The following is a 21,008-nucleotide window of genomic DNA, read 5'->3' on the forward strand; positions in this document are numbered from 1 at the left end:
ATGCTTAAAGATAAGGAAATAGCTGTTTTCAACTATATAAAATCCCGTCTCAGCGACGGTATGTCCCCCTCTGTAAGAGAGATAATGGACGCTATGGGCTTCAAGTCCACGTCCACAGCTCACAGATACATAGAAACTCTTGTCCGTGAAGGACTTATCGAGAAAACAGGCAACCTCAACCGCACTCTGCGCCTGCCAAACAGCGGCACTATCTCTGTCCCAGTTATGGGCACAGTCACCGCAGGTCAGCCTATCACAGCTGTTGAGGACATCACAGGCTATATAGGCTTTGAAGCTCCCGGCGTTGACCCTCAGGAGCTCTTTGCCCTGAAAATACGGGGCGAAAGCATGATAGACGCAGGTATCCTCGACGGTGATATAGTCATCGTCAAACGCGTGAACTACGCTGAAAACGGCGATATAGTCGTTGCCTTCATAGACCGTGAGGAGGCTACCGTAAAGCGCTTCTTCAAGGAAAAGGGACACTACCGCCTTCAGCCCGAGAATACCACTATGGAGCCTATCATCGTGGACGAGGTGGAGGTCCTCGGCAAGGTAATAGGCTTGAAACGGTACTACTGATAAAGCCTATGAACTCTGTTTCTTATGAAAATATATGCTCTGATAATTATTTTCTTAGCCGTTTCAGGATTGCTTTACCATGTCTCCCATGAGCTTTTCCACATCATAGCCGGTCAGAAGGCAGGTCTTAAACTTGTAAGCGTACAATGGTTCAGCTATCACGGCGGAACCAAAGTCACCTTTGAAAACGAGGAAAAAATAAGCGATGAGAATAACAAGAATATCCCGAAAGCATGGATATATATGTCTCTTGCAGGCATCATCGGAACAACGCTGACAGCGTATATCCTTGTTTTCGTTTATCTGCTGCTTCCCAGCGGATATGTAAGACTATTCTTATGGATAATGTCCGCCATATTTCTTGTAAGCGACTCTGGATACTCGGTACTGTGCTCTTTCTTTGGAAACGGAGACCTGTACCTTGTAAAAAAAGCAATGGGAAGAAAAAAATATGTATTAAATATCGCTTCGATTTTGCTCTTTATTGTCAATATATGTATTTTTATTATTGTATCCCGTAAATAAAAATTTTTTCAAAAAACCACTTCCCTTTTTGCAAAAAATAGTGTATAATGTAAATTGGTTTAAAATACACCACGGAAAGGACGATGCAAATGCTTAATGAAGTAAAAGTGATCATCTGCGGTAAGGAGTACAAGATCAAGACCGCAGAAGCTCCTAACTATGTTTTCGCTCTTGCAAGAGCACTTGAAACCAAGATCAATGAGATCACCGCAGCAAGCGGTTCTTCACCCTATGCTGCTTCCATAATGGTGTCGATGGCTCTCCTCGACGACCTCAACAAGGCTAATCAGCGCCTTGACAATATCCGCGACCAGACTAAGGAGTACGTTGACGAAGCTGGCAGAACACGCATTGAGCGCGACGCTGCCCAGAAGGAGATAGAGGTGCTCAAATCCAAGATAATACAGCTTGAGAATATGGTCAAGCTCAAGCAGCTCAGCGACAGCATTTAATGAAGCAGCCCGAAATACTGGCACCCGCAGGCAGCATGGAAACTCTCCGTGCAGCTCTCCGCGCAGGCGCGAATGCCGTATATATCGGCGGAAAGCGCTTCTCAGCACGAAGCAGTGCTGCTAATTTCTCCCTTGATGAGATAGAAGAAGCTGCGAGACTATGCCATAAGTACGGCGCAAAGCTTGACCTTGCTGTGAATACTATTGTATCCGACGGCGAGGCTGCTGATTTCTGCGAATATATAAAGGCTGCCGCAAAATGCGGTGTTGACGCCTTTATCGTGCAGGACTGGGGCTGTGCGGCTCTCATTCGACGCTGTGTTCCCGACGCAGTGCTCCACGGCTCTACGCAGATGTCCGTACATACCGCAGCAGGCGCTGAAATGCTCAGAAAGCTGGGCTATGCAAGAGTTGTTCCTGCCCGTGAGCTTGACAGGGAAACTATTTCCCGTATCTGCAATGTTGGCATAGAGACCGAGATATTCGTTCATGGTGCCCTTTGTATGTCTGTTTCGGGACAGTGCTATATGTCGGCTATGATAGGCTCGCGCTCCGCAAACCGCGGCGGCTGCGGACAGGCTTGCAGGCTGCCATTTTCTGCCGCAGGTAACAAGGATAAGGCGGCATTATCGCTGAAGGATCTTTCACTTCTCCCCTATGCCCGTGAACTTGCGGAAATAGGCGTGGATTCCTTCAAAATAGAAGGACGCATGAAGCGCCCCGAATATGTGGCTTCCGCAGTACATGAGCTGAAAGCTGCTCTTGACGGTGAAGCTCCCGATATGAAGCTGCTCCGCGGCGTATTCTCACGGGGAGGCTTTACCGATGGCTATTTCACAGGAAAAAGGCAGGATATGTTCGGAGTCCGTGAAAAGGACGATGTTATCTCAGCCCATGAGCTTATCCCGAAAATACATGAGCTCTATCGTTTTGAACGCAAGGCTTATACTGCTGATTTCCACGCTGTCATAAAAGAGGGACAGCCAGTGATCATAACTGCTGTATGCAGCGATATTTCAGCATCTGCTCAGGGCGATGTCCCCGAAAGAGCACTGAATCGTCCTACAGATACGGATATGCTTACGAAACAGCTCTCAAAGCTGGGCGATACGGTTTTCAGCTTCGGCAAGCTTACTGCCGAGATTGACGAGGGACTTATTGTTCCGGCAGGAAAGCTCAACGAGCTTCGCAGAACAGCTGTCGAACAGCTTACAGACCTCATAATAAATAAAAATACTCCAAAATATACTATTTCCGACTATGTGCCCCGCTCAACAGCCATAGTGCCTCCTGAAAGGACTAAGCTTCCCCTCAGGACCTACTGCCGGACAGCCGAACAGGTATCGGCGGCAGCTGAGCTTTCTGAGTACGTAATAGTACAGGAGAGCATCATCAGTGAGGAAATGCTCGGCGGCGTGGACAGTGACAAAGTAATTATCGCTCCGCCCCGATTCATAGCCAATGAGGACAAGCTTGCAGAGAGGCTGAAAAAGCTGAAAGCTATGGGGATAGACAGGCTTTACTGCCACACTCCCGACTGCATAGCTATCGGCAGGGAGCTTGGTTTTAAGCTCCACGGCTGCTTTACTCTCAACGCATACAATTCCTACAGTGTGAAAATGCTTAATATCCTCGGACTTGAGGACTGCGTTTTCTCAGTGGAGGCTACTCTTGAACAGATAGCAGACCTTGCCCCCGATATGCCGTTGGGAGCTGTTGTTTACGGCAGACTTCCCCTTATGCTCACAAGGAACTGCCCCATAAAGAATGAAACCGGCTGCGGCAAATGCATCAAAAAGCTCATTGACCGCACAGGCAGAGAGCTTCCGGTGGTCTGTACCGCCGACTATGCGGAGATACTCAACGCAGACAGACTTTGTATGACTGACAGGCTCGACGAGATGAAGAATATAGCCTTTGGTGTGGTCTATCTCTCGTACGAGACCGCCGATGAGGTGCGCTCTGCACTCAGCGGACGCAAGCCGCAGGGAAACATCACCCGCGGACTTTACTACAGAGGTATACAATAATGAAACTTACCTTCAAAAAGCTTGATCCAAAAGCGGTTATCCCCTCACGCGCTACTAAGGGCAGCGCAGGTCTCGACCTTTGTGCCTGCCTTGATGCTCCCGTAACTATCGAAGCAGGAGAAATAAAAATGATCCCCCTCGGTATCACCGCAGAGCCCGACCGTGAGGACATCGCGCTTCTCATCTATCCGCGCTCGGGACTTTCGTCGAAATACGGCGTTTCTCTTGCAAACTGCGTTGGAGTCGTGGACAGCGATTACCGCGGCGCATGGTTCGTGCCGCTTATAAACCACGGCAAAGAACCCTTTACTGTGGAGCACGGTATGCGCATCGCTCAGCTTATCCCTACAAGTATCTTAATGCCCGAAATCGAGGTCAGCGACCAGCTCTCGGAAACAGAGCGCGGCGCAGGCGGCTTCGGTTCATCAGGCATTTGAATATGAATAACAAAAGATTGGAGATATAATTATGAAAAAGACACTCTACTTTCTGCTTCTTCTCATCTGTGCCTGCGTTCTCGGCGGTGTTCTCGGCAATGTAGCATCAGGCTCATTCGCATGGCTTGGCTATTCAAGAAGCTTCGCCTTCAACCTTGACAAGTTCATTGATACCGATATCCTTGTGCTGACCTTCGGTATTTCCATGAGCATCAGCGTTGCACAGGTAATTTTCATCGCTATAGCTATCTATGCTTACATAAAGACTGCACCAAAGGTCGTTCCTGACAAATAATAGCTGATCATCGTCCTTTTTGACAGTTTTTCATCACCTTGCCGCGTTTAAGTTACCGTATTACACTAAAAAGGCGGATATGGGAAATTTCTTGTAAAATTAACTTGTACATATTTCCTGTTGGTGATATAATTATCTTATGTGCCCTCGCAGATACGCAAATCAAAGATCTGCTCCCTGCGTATCGGGCAATTATACCACATAGCTCCGCTAATGTGATATAATACAACTTGAATGAATAGAAATATAGCAAGATTTAAGGAGCTGCAAAATGTTTACAAAAGATATTGGCATTGATCTCGGTACTGCTAATACCCTTGTATATATGAGGGGAAAGGGTATAATAATAAGAGAGCCCTCAGTAGTTGCCGTGAATACCAGAACGGATAAATGCCGCTATGTCGGTAAGGAAGCCAAGGACGTCATCGGACGCACCCCAGGCTCTATCGTTGCCGTAAGACCGCTTAAAGACGGCGTTATCGCCGATTTTGACATCGCCACGACCATGCTTCAGGAATTCATAAGAAAGGCTCTCAAGGGTACTTTTTTCACAAAGGCAAATGTCATCATATGTATCCCCTCGGGCGTTACTGCCGTTGAAAGACGCGCTGTCCGCGAATCCTGCAAAAAAGCAGGCGCAAACAACGTGCTCATCATTGAGGAGCCTATGGCTGCCGCTATCGGTGCAGGTCTCCCCACTAACGAGCCGGCAGGAAGCATGATAGTTGATATCGGCGGCGGCACCAGCGAGGTAGCCGTTATTTCAATGGGCGGCATCGTTGCTTCACGGTCGGTAAGATGCGCAGGCGACGAATTCGATGCGGCTATCATCAACTATATCAAGAAGAAGTACAACCTCCTCATAGGTGAACGCACCGCAGAAAATATCAAGCTTGATATAGGCTCTGCTTTCCCAAGCGAGAAGGAGGAGTCTCAGGAGATAAAGGGAAGAAATCTTCTCAATGGTCTGCCGGAGAATATAACAGTTACCTCTGCGGAGATACGTGACGCTCTCGTTGAGCCTCTTTCAAGAGTTATCGACGCTATCAAGTCAACTCTTGAGGAAACTCCGCCTGAACTTTCCGCAGATATAATCGACCACGGTATCACCCTTGCAGGCGGCGGCGCACTGCTCCGCGGTCTTGACAAACTCATAAACCGCGAAACAGGTATGCCTGTATATATCGCAGAATACCCCCTTGACTGCGTTGCCGAGGGTACGGGCAAGATACTTGAAAATATCAGCGATTATCAGGACGCTCTCACCGAAAACGTCAAGTACTATTAAGGAGAGGCTCCATGCGTGATTTTTTGAAAAGCACCAGATTCAAGGTCATGGTCGGTTTTCTCGCCTTTCTTGTGGGCATGATGGTTTATGCCGTCACAAGGGGCGGTTATTCCGTTTCGGGAGCTTCCTTCATCAACACACTGACCAAGCCCTTCCGCGCTGCTTCAAACAGCATAAGCCGTAAAATGGAGCATACCGTGGATAAGCTCTCAAACGCGGATAAGTATATAGAGGAGAACGAAAGGCTAAAGAAACAGATCGGCGAACTCAATGCTCAGCTGACTGAATATGACGCTATCAAGGCTGAGGTGGAGGAGCTTCGCAAATTCGTTTCCATAAAGGAAGAACACGAGGACTATCTGCTCTCTCAGCCCTGCAAGGTCCTGGGATATGTAACAAATGATCCGTTCAAATCCTTCACTATAGATAAGGGTACTGCGGACGGAATACAGGTAAACTGCCCCGTTGTCACATCAGAGGGACTTGTTGGCATAACTGTTGAAGTGTCTAAGCACGTTTCCACCGTGAGAACTATTCTCTCCCCTGACCTTTCGGTTGCCGCTGTGGCTTCATCATCAAATGCCGATCAGGGCATTATCGAGGGTAATGTGCTGTCATCTGAAAACGGTCAGACCAAGCTCATTCACGTTCCAAAAAAGAACAAGCTCAAGCGCGGCGACCTTATGATAACCGCCGGAAACAGCGGTCTCTTCCCAAAGGATTACCCCATAGGCACTATCTTAGAAATAGGCTTTGATTCAAACGGACTGTCAGTCTGCGCTGATATACAGCCATGTGTGGACGTAAACCGTCTTACCTCTGTCATCGTTATAACCGATTTCAGCGGCAAGAAGGAGGACGAAGAAAATGAGGATTAGATCTACCCGTGAGCAGCATATCCTCCGCTTCAAGACGACCCTGCGCTGGGTACTGTATTATCTGCTCATTTTCGTGAGCTTCATCATCATGACCTCGGGCACTCTTTATAAGCCGATGATACTTGTTCCAATGAGTATAGGTATTGCCGTGAACAATAATATGTACGGCTCGGCTGTTACCGGAGCTGTATGCGGCTTTCTCACTGATATTTGCTGCGGCAAGCTTTTCGGCTACAATGCCGTTGTGCTCACTTTCTTCTGTATATTGGCAAATCTGATATTTGAGCTGTATCTCAAAAATCGTTTCATAAACTATATGCTCATCACCACCGTGGTATCCTACATACAGTGCTGGCTGGACTATAAATTCTACTACCAGATATGGGAGTATGAAAATGTGGGGCGGATATTCGTAAAGGTCTCACTGAGAGTCTGGATTTACACTGTAATATCGGCGGTCTTTGTGTATCTTGTGCTGAAGCTTGTGAACCGCTTCCTCATGCCGAGGGAACACCTTACCATAGAAGAAGCGATAAATACCAATATTCAGTCAGAAAACAGAAGATAAACTTTACGGCCGCACCCTAAAGGTGCGGTCATAATCATAAAGGAGGCAGACTTTTTGAAAGGATTTGCAGAAAATCTGAAATCTATCATAATAATACTTCTGGTAGTGCTTTTAGCCCTGCTGAGTTCCCTGAGACTTATGAAGATACAGGTAGTCGGCGATAAGGATATAGGTACTCCCCAGCTATATGAGCCGGGTACCCTGACATATAAAAAGGGTATCAAGGCGACACGCGGTGAGATAATAGACTATGACGGAAATGTCATCGTTACCAACGATGCACGTACAGACCTTGTGCTCCAGATGGCGTTCTTCCCAACTGACCTGCAGGAGGGCAACAGGGCTCTTCTCGGCATCTACAGAGAGCTTGAAAAGCATGGCTACAAATTCAAGGAAAGCATACCAATATCCTTTACAAAGCCATATATATTTATGTCAAGCGACACAGATGAGCTTATCTCTGACCTCAACCTCAATGTTTATGCTACCGCTGAAAACTGCATAGACAAGCTCATCTCAGACTATGAGATAGACGAGAAATACACCGACGAGGAAAAGCGTATCATCGCAGGTATGCGCTATCAGATGATAGACAAGGACTTCTCTTACAGCAATGACCTGCTCCTCGCAAAGGGCGTTGACGAGCAGACTGTTATCGACATGAAGGAGCTTGGAAACTTCTACCGCGGCATTGAGGCTGTGGACGCTTCCGAGCGAAAAATAGTCCGCGGCGATATACTCCCCCATGAGATAGGTACGGTAGGTCCTATCTACGCCGAGGAATATGACGAACTGAAATCAAAAGGCTACAGCTATAACGATATACTCGGAAAGAGCGGTATCGAAGCTGCTATGGAAACTCCGCTCCGCGGCATCAACGGTGAGGAGCAGATAGCTGTCAAGGACGGAGTTGTCCGTGACGTAAAAACTATCACCGAAGCTACCTCGGGCGAAACTGTCAAGCTCACCGTAAACGGTGCTTATCAGATAAAGCTCCAGAATATACTGGATAATTTCCTGAACAACACCTTCCCTGCCATAAATCCTAATCCCGGCGTACTGAAGGGAAACTGCGGAGCTATATGCGTTCTTGATGCTAAAACAGGCGCTGTAAAGGGCATGGCGACTGCTCCGACCTATAATCTGAAGGACTACGTTGAAAACTATGAGTATTTCCTTGAAGCAAAGGATACTCCCCTTGTAAACCGATGCAGCTACGGTCTCTACAGACCTGGCTCTACCTTCAAGACCATTACTGCTACGGCAGGTCTTAACGAGGGCGTTGTAACAGGCGGTACTCCTCTGGTCTGCAACATGGGATATGATTTCTACGGAACACATTACTCCTGTACGGGACTTCACGGCAATATCACTGTAAGACACGCTATCGAGGTATCATGCAACTCGTATTTCTATGAGCTGTCACGTATGCTCGGTATTGACAAGATAACCGAGTACGCAAAGCTCTACGGTCTCGGCTCGCATACAGGCATCGAAACAGGTGACGCAGAGGGTTATCTCTGTAATCCCGAGACATTTAAGGAGCACGGTCAGGAATGGTACGTCGGATACGTTATACAGGCAGGTATCGGTAACCAGGACTGCGGTATGACTCCCCTGCAAATGGCTGTAGTTGCCAATACTATCGGCAACCGCGGTGTAAGGTATCAGCCTTATCTCGTTGACAGCTATTACAGCTACGGCTCAGGCAGCCTTATCAAGAAGACCGAGCCAACTATCGCCAATAAGATAGAAATAAAGACTCCGGACCTCTATGACTATATAGTAGGCGGTATGATAGACGCTTCGCACAGTATGCCTGCCAGATATTCTCTCAGCAACTTAGGCTTTGATGTGGCTATCAAGACGGGTACTCCTCAGACAGGACGCAACCTCAACGAGCAGAACTCGTTCTTCATCGGCTTTGCTCCTGCAAACGATCCCGAAATAGCCTTTGCAGGTGTTATCGAGAGCGGTGAGTACTCAAAGTATATGATAAGAGACCTTATCCTTGCTTATCAGGAGTGCTACGGACTTGGCGGAGTTAAGCCCACAAAGCAGAAGCTCCCCGATGAATGGCGCCCCGAGCTCACAACAACTGCAACTACCACTACAACAGTCACAACAACAACTGTTACAACTATTACACAGGCATCAGAGGATATATCCACTGTTCCCTATACCGAGCCTTATACAGCGGCTCCGTATGAACCGTGGACTGCTGCTCCTACCGAGCCGTGGACTGAGCCTCCTGTTATACCGACAGAGCCTGCAACTCCGCCGTTTGATCCCAATGCTTACGCTACTGATCCGCCGCAGGAGCCTGTGACATATTGATATAAAGCCGATGTGTTTTTCACATCGGCTTTTTCAGCAATGAAAAAAATGTATATTTTCCGTTTGCCTGTCAATAATATGGTCGGAGGTGTTAGTGTGAAAAAAAACGAACTGACCGACAAGCATTACGGAAAAGGCTCAAGGAGCTTCTATGCTGCTCTTGGCATAAGCGCCGTTATGGTAGCAGCCGCCTGCCTTTTCGCTCATAAACAGGGGGACGCGATACCCGATATCAAGCCCTCTGCAAACAAAGCTCCCATAACGGCTGAGACTCCTGTGGGAAAGCGTGTCACAGGCATACCAAAGGTTACTTCCCCTGCCTACAGCATAACATCGGCGATCGTAACTGCTCCGCCTGTTAAGGAGACTATCCCCGCAGCTGAGATAACTGCTGATGCGCCATTTGAGGTTGCTGAGAGCTTTTTCGAGCAGCCTGCATCGGAAGCTTCTAAGGGAATGGACAATGCCTGTGCTCCGCTGAATGATATTACCAATGTAATAGAGCCTTTCAGCAATGGCGAGCTTGTTAAAAACGCTACAACAGGAACTTGGCAGACTCACAACGGCGCAGATATCGCAGCTGAAGTGGGTACGGACGTCATCGCTGTAGAAAAGGGAGATATATCCTCGGTTTCAAATGATCCCCTGTGGGGAGTGACTGTCGTCCTTGATCACAAAAACGGCTTCATCACAAGATACTGCGGACTCGGAGCTGACCTTGCAGTACAGCAGGGCGATACGATCGAACGCGGAGCTGTGATCGGCGCTGTGGGAGAAACTGCTGATATAGAAAGTGCAGAGGCTCCGCATCTTCATATAGAGATCACTCATAACGGAGCCTTTGTCGATCCTATGACAGTTTTTAAATAATTAATTCTTACAACACTTCCCCACAATTGCGGAAGTGTTTTTTTTACAGAAGCGCCTTTTTCGCGCTGAGATAAATATCAGCTGTACTTTTTTTCCGCGATTGTTGCTATTTCCTAAAAAACATGATATAAGCGCGGAGCCCGCGCCGCCTTTTTCGCGCTGAGATAAATATCTGCCGCACTTTTTTTCCGCGATTGTTGCTATTTCCTAAAAAACATGATATAATATTATATATATATTTTTTTGCGTATCCTATTATTTTGTAAAGGAGACTTAAAATGGCTATTACAGAAGCAGTTGAAAATTACCTTGAAACTATCCTTATCCTATCTCAGAAGCAGCCCGATGTCCACGCCATCGACATCTGCTCGTATCTGGGCTATTCTCGTCCTACGGTATCTATCATTCTTAAAAAAATGAAGGACGAGGGACTTGTTTCTGTTGATGATGACAATCATATAAGACTTACAGACGCCGGCAGACACGTTGCCGAGCGTATTTATGACAGACATAACGTCCTCACCGAGCTGTTCATTCTTCTCGGCGTCAACCGCGATATTGCTTCTGAGGACGCCTGCAAGGTGGAGCACGACATTTCCGACGAGACATTCGCTATGCTTAAATCGCATTACAGAAAGCTCCTTGAAAAAGCAGCCAAGAATAAATAAGTCATCAACGGAGAGAAATAATGGGCAAATATGAAGAATTCAGGGAGAAATATCCCTCCTTTGTGTATAAGGCATATCATGTAAACGAAACTAAAAATACTGTGGAGATAGGCTACGAATTTTCCATTACAGGTCTGGCAGAATTCCGCCCGAGCTGGAGCTTCCGCAAGCCTGAGAGCTTCTCGGTAAAGGGTGACCTCACATTTGAGAGGCTTGCCTTTTCGCTGGGTATGGCTGAGGCTGTAAGCTACTGGAAAGCCACCTGCTCTCCTGAGTTCCTTGTAAAATGCGGTGAACTCAATGAGGAGCAGAAGCTATGGTGGAAAAAGCTGTGGTTCATGGGACTTGGCGAGCTGTTCTATGTAAACGGCATTTCAGCAGAGCAGGACAGCTTCGTGAATATTACAGCTACAGGAAAATATGACAGCTCTCTCAAGGAAACAGTCCGCGAGCCAAGAGGCTGTCTTGTGCCTATAGGCGGCGGAAAGGACTCGGCTCTTACACTGGAAACTCTGGTAAGATCAGGTATGAAGTGCCTTTGCTACTCGATAAACAAGCGCCGCTCTATCACCGAGACCGTCAGAAAAGCTGGTCTTGATGATGATGCTCTCATCATATCACACCGACACTTTGACCGCTCTCTGGTAGACCTCAATAATCAGGGCTTTATAAACGGTCATACGCCATTTTCAGCTATAGTTGCGTTTTCAGCTGAGATAACCGCTTATCTTAACGAGCTGAAATACATCGTTCTCTCTAATGAATCCAGTGCCAACGAAAGCACTGTTGTAGGACAGGAAGTTAATCATCAGTACTCAAAGAGCTTTGAATTCGAGCAGGACTTCCATAACTATGAAGAAAAGTATCTCCGCACGGGACAGTACTATTTCAGCTTTCTGCGCCCTCTTGCAGAGTTCCAGATAGCAAAGATGTTCGTATCTCACCGAAAGTACCTCAGCGTTTTCAGAAGCTGTAATCTGGGCAGCAAGGTATCTCCAGATATATGGTGCGGAGAGTGCCCGAAATGCCTGTTCGTGTGCCTTATCCTCTCCCCGTTCCTTACTATGGCTGAGCTTGTAAAGATATTCGGGAAGGATATGCTCAATGACAAAAATATGATGAAATATTTCGTAGAGCTTATAGGTCAGTCACTGCATAAGCCTTTCGAGTGCGTTGGCAGCATCAGTGAGGTGAATCTGGCTGTATCACTGGCTATACGCAAGCTTGAACAGAACGGCGAGAAGCTGCCGCTGCTTTTCAGTGAATACAAGGACCGCGGTCTTTACTGTCCCGAAACCATAGACGCCCTCAACAGAGAGTGCTGCGGCTCGTTCAACGAGCAGAATCTGCTCCCCGACGAATTCAAGACCTTACTCAGGAAAGAAATGGAGAACCTTTTATGATACCATTCGGCGAATATATCAAGAACTATACAGAAAAAAAATCAGTCTGCATTCTCGGCTTCGGCAGAGAGGGAAAGTCCACATATAAGGCTCTGGAGAAGTTCTGCTCACCCGAAAAAATCGCCATTGCAGACCTTAATGATATTGACCGCAATGCCGATAATATCCCCGAAAATGTGGAGCTTATCTGCGGAAAAGACTATCAGGACTGCCTTGAACGCTTCGATTTAGTGTTCAAAAGCCCGGGTATCGTACTTGAAAAGCCTGCTTCTGAGCTGAAATGCCGGATAACCTGTGAAACTCAGGTATTCTTTGAGTGCTTCCGCGAACAGATAATCGGAATAACAGGCACTAAGGGAAAAAGCACTGTTACCTCACTGATTTACCATGTGCTGAAGGAAAGCGGTCTTGACTGCCATATCGCAGGAAATATAGGCATACCTGTCTTTGACATCGCCGAGGACATGAGAGAGGATACCGTGGTCGTCTGTGAGCTATCCTGCCACCAGCTTGAATATATGACGGTTTCTCCGAAATACGCTGTTTTTCTCAATCTCTACGAGGAGCACCTCGACCACTACGGCACTATGGAAAACTACTATAATGCCAAAAAGAATATCTACCTCCACCAGCAGGAGAACGACGTTCTGCTCATAAACTCGGATATTGCGCCGACAGAACCTATCTCATGGAATACCTATACAGTTTCTGATACAGACTGCGATGCCGACGTTTATGTAAAAAACGGCATGGTACACTGCACTGAGCCATACGTTATCCCCACCGACAAGGTGAAGCTTCTGGGCGTTCACAATCACTATAATATCGCTGTGGCTTACTATATCACCACACTGTTTATTCGTGAGGAGGATTTCACAAAGGCTCTCTGCACATTCTCTCCCCTCGCTCACAGGCTTGAATATGTGGATACAGTACGCGGTATACGCTGGTATGACGATTCTATCTCAACTGCCTGTGCTACGGCTATTTCTGCTATGCAAAGCGTACCAAATGCCGGGACGATACTAATCGGCGGCATGGACAGAGGTATCGACTACGCTCCCCTTGTGGAATTCCTTGGAGGCTTCGATATAAGAGTTATCTGCATGGAGACATCGGGCAAGCGCGTTTACGATATGATACTTGACTGTAACGGCTTTAAGAATAAGGAGCGTGTCCACTACGCTGAACACCTTGACGAAGCTGTAAAGCTGGCTTCGGAGATAACTCCCGAGGGCATGAGCTGTGTTATGTCACCTGCGGCGGCAAGCTACGGTATCTTCAAGAATTTCGAGGAGCGCGGCGACGCATTCAAGAAGCTGGTCGCCGAACTGAGTGCTGAGAAATAAGAGCTAAGAACTTAGAGCTTAGAACTTAGAAATTATTTCGGGCGGATAATATCCGCCCATATTTATGGGACGCCGAAGACGGCGCCACCTGCACATTTTGCTTCAAAAAGGCTTTTATTGCTAAATTTTACGGAAACTCTTGCAATTCACTGCAAGCTATGATATAATATTAACGATGGGGTCTTGAGCCCCGTAAATGAATTCTCAGGAGGAATTATTTTTATGTTAACTTCAGCTACAGAAATGCTCCAGAAAGCAAGAGCAGGCAAATACGCAGTAGGTCAGTTCAATATCAACAACCTTGAGTGGACTAAGGCTATACTCCTTACAGCTCAGGAGTGCAATTCTCCTGTTATCCTCGGTGTTTCTGAGGGCGCAGGCAAGTATATGTGCGGTTTCGAGACTGTTGCAGCTATGGTTGCTGCTATGGACAAGTCTCTCGGTATCACTGTTCCTGTTGCACTTCACCTCGACCACGGCTCATATGAGGCTTGCTACAAGTGCATCAAGGCTGGTTTCACTTCTATCATGTTCGACGGTTCACACTTCCCGATCGCTGAGAACGTTGCTAAGACAACTGAGCTCGTAAACGCTTCTCACAATCTCGGTCTTTCTATCGAGGCTGAGGTAGGCGCTATCGGCGGCGAAGAGGACGGCGTTATCGGTAAGGGCGAGTGCGCTGATCCTGCTGAGTGCAAGCAGATCGCTGATCTCGGCGTTGACTTCCTTGCAGCTGGTATCGGTAATATCCACGGTGTATACCCTGCAAACTGGGAAGGTCTCAGCTTTGAGACTCTCGAGGCTATCAACAAGACTGTTGGCGATATGCCTCTCGTTCTCCACGGCGGTACAGGTATCCCTGACGACATGATCACAAAGGCTATCTCTCTCGGCGTTGCTAAGATCAACGTAAATACAGAGTGCCAGCTCGTATTTGCTGAGGCTACAAGAGGCTACGTTGAGGCTGGTAAGGACAAGCAGGGCAAGGGCTTCGACCCAAGAAAGCTCCTCGCACCGGGCGTTGAGGCTATCAAGGCTAAGGTCAAGGAGAAGATGGAGCTCTTCGGAAGCGTAAACAAGGCTTAATTACAAGGGGAAATCACTATGGCATGGGGCAGATTTGAACAGAATTTTGTTTATAACTATGACATAAATGCTTGCCTCGACGCTGTTATGCGAACAGGCGCTCAGCGCAAGCTAAAGGTCAAGTCCGCAGACAGAAATGCCTACAGAGTGGTATTCAGTACAGGAATGTCACTTACCACATGGGGTGAAAAGGTCCACGTTGCACTGGGAGTTCTCCCTGATGGAAAAACGGGAATAAATATTGCAAGCGTTTCCAATCTTGGCACAGAAATTACTGCAAAATCAAGAAACGAGAAGAACGTTTATGAATTTGTAAATACCCTTAATACTTTCCTTCCCCAAAGATAATGAAAATTGCCCGAGGATCAGTTCCTCGGGCTTTTTATTTTGTCACAGAAGTCCTCAAGCTTGGAAATATGCGGCGCGAGGGCTTCTTTATATTCAATTGAGCACAAACCGAGACTGCCGCAGCATACTATATCAAGATGACCGTAGAAATGCTCGATAGTACCGATAATACGCTGACACTCACCCATGCTCGGACCTGTGCGCAGAGCTATGGCATAGCCTTTTTTACCGCCGCTGAGGCTGGCATGGGGTTCATGGGTATTGCACCAGGGAGTACATCTGTCGATGAAGGCTTTGAACTGCCCGGGAATATCAGCCCAATAGGACGGCGAAATACAGACAATAATGTCAGCTGCCTCAAACTCTGCCATAATTCGGTCAATATCGTCGCTCTGAACACATTCCGCAGTAGAATGACAGCTCCGACAGCCCTTACAGAAACTGAAATTATAATCGTCGATGCATACAGATTTCGCTGAAAGGCGCTCCGATACGATATGGACTATCTCCGCAGTAGCACCATTTTTCACGGGAGAGCAATTAATGACAAGTGCATTCATATCAAAACCTCCAATGTAAATAATAAGTCTGATTATAGCATAATTCAGACTGTCTGTCAAGCCTTATATCAGAGGGTGACGGCGAAAATCATAGGAGGTCTCAAAGCTGTCCCAATCCTCTCGGCAGAGTGCGGTATTCTCGCTTGTCAAAGCCTCGATCTCAGCGGTATCTTCAGGAAAATCAGGCACAGGCAGCCTTGCAAGATCACCTGGATTCATATTCATTGTAGGGTTGAGAACTCGTGCAAATTCCGCAGCAGCCTTGCTGTTTAAAAGTCCAAGAAGCAGTTTAAGCTGCCGCTCATTATCCGGAAATGCACTTGTTCCGGCAACATTGAACATGAAATTTTCATTGAAATACCGAACTGAAAGGGCTCCGCTGGTTATCTGAGACCAGCTGACAGATGGGCGGAAATTATAGGCAAGTCCCTGCGGTCTGGAGCGTAGTTTCCCATTTTCGTCTCGGAAATCCTTTATCTCAGAGCCTTCATTTTCCCAATTGATGACAAATTCACGGTTGCCGTACCATTTTCGATACTCACCGCCCTTATTCAGCAGATACCATTTTTCTTTTTGACTTCCCGAAAATGCGATCTTATCTGATGAAACTTCAAACCACCGCCGCAGGAATCGGTCATTATCTCCCGTGATTACTCCCTCACGGACCGGTACCAGCTCGCCGAGGGTAATATAGTCAAAAGCTCGGAACATAGCCTTTCCGAGCCAATATGCTGCCGGAGCCGAGGGAATAGTGCAGAAATCCTCGGCTGAGGCTTCAAAGCGATAGGAGCTCTTCTCATCACTCAGAGCCTCCTTCACCTTTTGAAGCTGATATTCCATGTCTCCCTTAAAATCCGTAAGTCTAAGATATATTCCGTTCTCGCCGTGATGTCCCTGCTGCATGGTGAAGGAACAAAGCGGTACTGTTGCGTCTTCAAATGCCGAATACTCAAAATGTATCATTGTTTGCAGCGTACAATCACTGTAGATACGTCGGCGGAGCTTTTCATAGGATTGAAGAAAAAGCCACGTAGTCGGCGTAAGGAAGCCAAAATAACCATTTCCTTCTATCATATCCATACATCTCGCTACAAAAACGGAAAAAAGATCAGCACTGTAATCCGCAAAATTCTTCTGCACAAAAGCCGATAATTCGGCGTTCATCGCCGCTTTCCCAAGATATGGCGGATTAGTTGCAATAATGGTGTACTTTTTCCTGAGAAGCTGAGCGATTATTGCTGCCTTTTTACTTCCTAAGCTCAGCTCATCACCACTCAGGAGTGAGCCTGCGGTATTGCTTATTCCCGAAAAATCATAGACCTGCGGCTTAACAAAAGCGCCGTACTTTGCTGCTTTCAGCCGAAGAACGGTCTCAGCCACAGCACAGGCGCGCTCGTCAAGTTCCAGCCCGTAAAGATTATGGCTGAGTATCTTCTCAGCCGCAATATTATCCGAATATCCGAGACAACGGTAAAGCTCCATAAGCATATCAAAAGCGTACAGCATCACATTTCCGCTGCCCATACAGGGATCAATAATTGTTATATCTTCGGGAGAGATTTGCTGTTTTTTTGCCTTTACGTCGCTGAATTCCAGCTCTCCATTATCAATTGCGAAGCCATGCTCATGCAGATATCTGCCGAGGGTATTCTGAAGCATATACTTCACTACCCACTCGGGTGTAAAAAGCTGCGTTGCCGCCGCAATTTTGTCCGAACTCAGCCGCTTGCTGTGCTTCAAGCCTACTGCTATCTCGCTTCTATAGGGCTCGTTGAAGTATTGGTGGAGCCTTCCCAATATATCAGGCTCGTCCCATATTTTCTGCGGAAGCCCTCGGAGCGCCCCTGCCGTTCCACCGTCTGCTAAAAGCAGCGGCGGAACGGGCAGCTCGCCATACAGACTGAATATACCACCATATTTTTCAGCGAGCTGCCTGCACTTTTCCGCGAAAAGTGCACAGGGGCGCTCCGAGGGCGCAGAACAGAGCTGGACAAATGCCTCTCTGTCCACATAAGCAACTGCACATAATCTCATAAAGCCTGAATATACTGACCGCTCATCGCTCTGAGCCAGCAACAATTCACGCTGTTTTGCAGCGAATTTTTTTAGCTGTGAATTCTCCAAATCTTCACCCCACAATTTCCAAAGGCGGACCATAAAGTCCGCCTTTTTCATTTAATTATTAAAGTGATGCAAGCTTAGCATACTGAGCCTTGAGTGCAGGATATATCTCTCTGTAGAGCTGATAGTACTTCTCATACTCGGGAACGTTTTCAGCCTGTGGTGCCTGAACCTTATCGGTCTTGATTATAGCTCCGCAAGCCTCTGATACGCTGCTGTAAATGCCGGCACCTACGCTTGCAAGAATAGCCACGCCAAGTGCAGGACCTTCCTTAGATGCAACCGTCTTAACATTGCAGTTGTAAAGATCAGCCAGCATACTTCTCCAGAGCGGTGATGAACCGCCGCCGCCGCAAGCCATCATGTCGCTTACGTTTACGTTCATCTCGCGGAACACCTCAACGCAGTCGCGCAGTGAATAGGTTACGCCCTCCATAACAGCACGGAGCATATCCTTTCTTGTGTGGATAGCTGAAAGTCCAAAGAACACGCCTCTTGCGTCAGGATCAAGATGAGGAGTTCTCTCGCCCATGAGGTATGGGAGATAAAGAAGTCTGTTTGCGCCTACAGGAACTGTCTCAGCCTGCTTGTCCATGAGGTAGTACTCATCAACACCCATGAGCTTTGCAGTCTCCTTTTCTGTCATGCAGAAGTTATCTCTGAACCACTTCAGTGAGAGACCTGCGCCCTGTGTAACGCCCATAACGTGCCATGTATTTGGAACTGCCGCACAGCAGGTATGAACTCTGCCCTTCTTATCGATCGATATATTTGAAGTATGAGCGAATACAACTCCAGATGTACCGATAGTTGTGAAAGCCTTTCCGTCCTCGACAACGCCTGTACCGACAGCTGCTGCTGCATTGTCGCCTGCGCCGCCTACTACTATCGTACCCTCGCATAGTCCAAGTGCCTCAGCCATTTTCTTTGTAAGCGTGCCTGTTACCTCGCAGCTCTCATACACCTTGCCCAGCCAGCTCTTGTCTATCTCAAAGGCGCTGAGAAGCTCATCAGACCACTTGCGGTTAGGTACGTCAAGGAGCTGCATACCAGAAGCATCTGAAACCTCTGTAGCATACTCGCCTGTAAGGATAAGTCTGAGGTAGTCCTTAGGAAGAAGGATATGAGCAACCTTTGAATAAACCTCAGGCTCGTTGTTCTTTACCCAGAGTATCTTAGCAGCTGTCCAGCCTGTAAGAGCCGGGTTTGCTGTAATTTCAACAAGCTTATCTCTGCCTACGATGCGGTTCATTTCCTCTACCTCAGCGGCAGTTCTCTGATCGCACCAGATTATAGAACGGCGAAGCACATTGTTCTCCTTGTCAAGCATTACCAGACCGTGCATCTGACCCGAGATACCGATACCCTTCACGTCCTCTTTCTTAACGCCGCTCTTAGCCATAACAGCCTTGATAGTCTCGACCATTGCATTTGCCCAGTCAGCAGGCTCCTGCTCTGCATAGCCGTTCTTTGGCTGATACATAGGATATTCGATAGTCTTTGAAGCGATAACGCTACCCTTTTCGTCAAAAAGAACTGTCTTAGTACCGCTTGTACCACAGTCTACACCTATTAAATATGCCATAATTTACAACTCCTTTTGAATATTTTGCAGGCTATCTTACCTGAATTGTTATTCTGTAATTTTATAATATCTTAAATAAGCAATTTTTGCAAGACGTTTTTTGCTCATTTTTTTACATACTGCGCTTCTTTTGCGGACTTATGCATATACTTAAATGAAAACGCCGTGAACTGTCAGTATTCAGATGACCGCTCACAGCGTCCTTATATTGTTCTTAGTTAAGAAGGTCAACGGACAAACGTCTTGAATCAACGTCATAGTAGTCCTCGAGCTCTGCTACATAATAGCGGAACACTACCTTGTTCTCCGCAGTTACTACCTCAACGGTAGGCTCTGCGTCCTCTTTTTCCTTGTCCTCTTCTGCAACGACCATTTCAGAGGACGAAAGCAGCATAACATCGCCGCTTTGAGATATTCCAAGATCAGCAAGCTGAGCATCTGTAAGGCTGTTCAGCATTACTGTATGGTTCTTTGCAACATTGAAGTATGTTATTCCGGTAGGCGGATCAACATTCAAGTTATTATAAAGCTTGAGTGCCTTTGGCTTGATCTCGTTAAAGTATATCCTCTCGCCGGGCTCTGTTCCGTTCTTCTCCACAACAAGAGGTGAAGGATTAGCAATATAGTATCTTCCGTTCGGATCCTTGCCTATGCCGAAGAAGTCAAGCTGCTCCTGATTAAGATTATCCAGCGGAACAGGATCAACATCTGAAGCGGTAAGTCCTAAAGCGAACTTACGGCTTGCGGAAAGATTTGTGAGCATGAGCTTATTATCGTAGGTATATCCAAGCTTTTTAAGCTCTGCGTCGGTAACAGTGACCTCTATCTCGTCGGATATTGAGTTGAGGTGATCGGTTATCTCCTGTCTTTGCTGTGTTTCCCATTTTATCTCTACCTTGCTCTGAACAGGGCGCTCTATATATACAACGTGCTCCTGATTTTTAAGGGTAAATGTAGCAAAGGTATTCTTGATATCGGCATAATTAGGCTCAACATAAACAGCTGTGCTGCCCTTTGAGGTATCCTCGGTATTCACCACCCTGTAGCGGTATGTACCCGACGGTGATACACCTGTTTCAACGACCTGCTCCTTTACAGCGGCTACGAAGAAAGATGTGAACAGGAAGTAGCCGAGAGCTCCGAATATATAAAGCAGAAGGATTATAGTTGCAAGAGCAGTCTTAACTCCTTCACCTGCGCCCGAGAGCAAAAGTATGATTATTCCCACGACAATTATGGGGATTATAAGCCCCCACTCGCCAAAGTACAGCAGTACCACGGGAAGCATGGCAGGCAGTATGATGAAGCTGGCTATTCGAGTCAGTATCTGATGACGGGTATAAAGCATGATTATCAGTGCCGCAAGAGATACTCCCGAAACCGCAAGGCAGGTGGAAACACGGTCATTGATGTGCATATCGTAGAATATTGAAAAATAGCAGAGCCTGCATACAAACAGCATATAGACTACGCTGAGCAGGGCAACTACTCGCTTTGTCCAGACATTTGCAAAAAATTTACTCATTGTTGCCTCCGAAATTTGATCTATATATAAAATGTGCCATAGTCGCACACAGTATATTATATCATTTTCATTCCGATTTTACAAGGTTTTTTTGAAATTTT

At 47.0% G+C, this 21,008-nt stretch carries 20 protein-coding genes; 16 read left to right on the plus strand and 4 right to left on the minus strand.

The window, feature by feature from the left end; translation table 11 throughout:
* The 16 genes from lexA to K5677_RS10365 all read left to right on the plus strand — a co-directional run bounded on the left by lexA (position 1) and on the right by K5677_RS10365 (position 15,116).
* Positions 1-582, plus strand: a complete 582-nt coding sequence (gene lexA / locus K5677_RS10290) for a transcriptional repressor LexA (protein WP_296727619.1) — start codon at positions 1-3, stop codon at positions 580-582.
* Between the two features lie 24 nt (positions 583-606).
* The gene (locus tag K5677_RS10295; RefSeq protein WP_296727621.1) at positions 607-1,107 is read left to right on the plus strand and encodes a hypothetical protein; all 501 of its coding nucleotides are present in this window, start codon (positions 607-609) and stop codon (positions 1,105-1,107) included.
* Positions 1,108-1,196: 89 nt separating this feature from the next.
* Positions 1,197-1,559: a cell division protein ZapA gene (locus tag K5677_RS10300; RefSeq protein WP_296727623.1), complete on the plus strand. Its 363-nt coding sequence runs from the start codon at positions 1,197-1,199 to the stop codon at positions 1,557-1,559.
* The gene (locus K5677_RS10305) at positions 1,559-3,589 is read left to right on the plus strand and encodes a U32 family peptidase (RefSeq protein ID WP_296727625.1); all 2,031 of its coding nucleotides are present in this window, start codon (positions 1,559-1,561) and stop codon (positions 3,587-3,589) included. The genes K5677_RS10300 and K5677_RS10305 overlap by 1 nt, the downstream gene beginning before the upstream one ends.
* A complete protein-coding gene (dut, locus tag K5677_RS10310; RefSeq protein ID WP_296727626.1) occupies positions 3,589-4,026 on the plus strand; it encodes a dUTP diphosphatase in 438 nt (145 codons plus the stop codon). Before K5677_RS10305 ends, dut begins: the two co-directional genes overlap by 1 nt.
* 31 nt (positions 4,027-4,057) lie before the next feature.
* A complete protein-coding gene (locus K5677_RS10315; protein ID WP_296727628.1) occupies positions 4,058-4,321 on the plus strand; it encodes a DUF4321 domain-containing protein in 264 nt (87 codons plus the stop codon).
* A 271-nt stretch (positions 4,322-4,592) separates the two neighbouring features.
* Positions 4,593-5,609: a rod shape-determining protein gene (locus K5677_RS10320; protein WP_019678277.1), complete on the plus strand. Its 1,017-nt coding sequence runs from the start codon at positions 4,593-4,595 to the stop codon at positions 5,607-5,609.
* An 11-nt stretch (positions 5,610-5,620) separates the two neighbouring features.
* Positions 5,621-6,487: a rod shape-determining protein MreC gene (gene mreC, locus K5677_RS10325; protein WP_296727631.1), complete on the plus strand. Its 867-nt coding sequence runs from the start codon at positions 5,621-5,623 to the stop codon at positions 6,485-6,487.
* Complete coding sequence (gene mreD / locus K5677_RS10330) at positions 6,477-7,055, plus strand: rod shape-determining protein MreD (protein ID WP_296727634.1); 579 nt, start codon at positions 6,477-6,479, stop codon at positions 7,053-7,055. Before mreC ends, mreD begins: the two co-directional genes overlap by 11 nt.
* A 54-nt stretch (positions 7,056-7,109) precedes the next feature.
* Entirely contained in the window at positions 7,110-9,392 is a 2,283-nt protein-coding gene (locus tag K5677_RS10335; protein ID WP_296727636.1) for a penicillin-binding transpeptidase domain-containing protein, read from the plus strand.
* Between the two features lie 96 nt (positions 9,393-9,488).
* Positions 9,489-10,262 (plus strand): M23 family metallopeptidase, encoded by a 774-nt coding sequence (locus K5677_RS10340; protein WP_296727638.1) that lies wholly within the window; start codon positions 9,489-9,491, stop codon positions 10,260-10,262.
* A gap of 278 nt (positions 10,263-10,540) precedes the next feature.
* On the plus strand, positions 10,541-10,930 hold the full coding sequence (locus K5677_RS10345; protein ID WP_296727641.1) for a metal-dependent transcriptional regulator: 390 nt from the start codon (positions 10,541-10,543) through the stop codon (positions 10,928-10,930).
* Positions 10,931-10,950: 20 nt separating this feature from the next.
* The gene (locus K5677_RS10350; protein ID WP_296727644.1) at positions 10,951-12,333 is read left to right on the plus strand and encodes a hypothetical protein; all 1,383 of its coding nucleotides are present in this window, start codon (positions 10,951-10,953) and stop codon (positions 12,331-12,333) included.
* On the plus strand, positions 12,330-13,682 hold the full coding sequence (gene murD / locus K5677_RS10355) for a UDP-N-acetylmuramoyl-L-alanine--D-glutamate ligase (protein ID WP_296727646.1): 1,353 nt from the start codon (positions 12,330-12,332) through the stop codon (positions 13,680-13,682). Before K5677_RS10350 ends, murD begins: the two co-directional genes overlap by 4 nt.
* A gap of 222 nt (positions 13,683-13,904) precedes the next feature.
* Positions 13,905-14,768 carry a class II fructose-1,6-bisphosphate aldolase gene (fba, locus tag K5677_RS10360; RefSeq protein WP_296727649.1) on the plus strand — a complete coding sequence of 288 codons (864 nt, stop codon included), beginning with the start codon at positions 13,905-13,907 and terminating at the stop codon, positions 14,766-14,768.
* An 18-nt stretch (positions 14,769-14,786) separates the two neighbouring features.
* Positions 14,787-15,116, plus strand: coding sequence for a hypothetical protein (locus K5677_RS10365; protein WP_296727651.1), 330 nt, complete (start codon positions 14,787-14,789; stop codon positions 15,114-15,116).
* Between the two features lie 17 nt (positions 15,117-15,133).
* On the opposite strand, the gene K5677_RS10370 is transcribed toward K5677_RS10365, so the two are convergent.
* The 4 genes from K5677_RS10370 to K5677_RS10385 all read right to left on the minus strand — a co-directional run bounded on the left by K5677_RS10370 (position 15,134) and on the right by K5677_RS10385 (position 20,907).
* A complete protein-coding gene (locus K5677_RS10370) occupies positions 15,134-15,676 on the minus strand; it encodes a flavodoxin family protein (protein ID WP_296727654.1) in 543 nt (180 codons plus the stop codon).
* A 63-nt stretch (positions 15,677-15,739) separates the two neighbouring features.
* On the minus strand, positions 15,740-17,800 hold the full coding sequence (locus K5677_RS10375; protein ID WP_296727657.1) for an N-6 DNA methylase: 2,061 nt from the start codon (positions 17,798-17,800) through the stop codon (positions 15,740-15,742).
* Positions 17,801-17,858: 58 nt separating this feature from the next.
* Positions 17,859-19,382: a xylulokinase gene (xylB, locus tag K5677_RS10380; protein ID WP_296727658.1), complete on the minus strand. Its 1,524-nt coding sequence runs from the start codon at positions 19,380-19,382 to the stop codon at positions 17,859-17,861.
* A gap of 214 nt (positions 19,383-19,596) precedes the next feature.
* Positions 19,597-20,907 (minus strand): hypothetical protein, encoded by a 1,311-nt coding sequence (locus tag K5677_RS10385; RefSeq protein ID WP_296727660.1) that lies wholly within the window; start codon positions 20,905-20,907, stop codon positions 19,597-19,599.
* Positions 20,908-21,008: the final 101 nt, after the last annotated feature.

This window comes from Ruminococcus sp. (assembly GCF_024684275.1).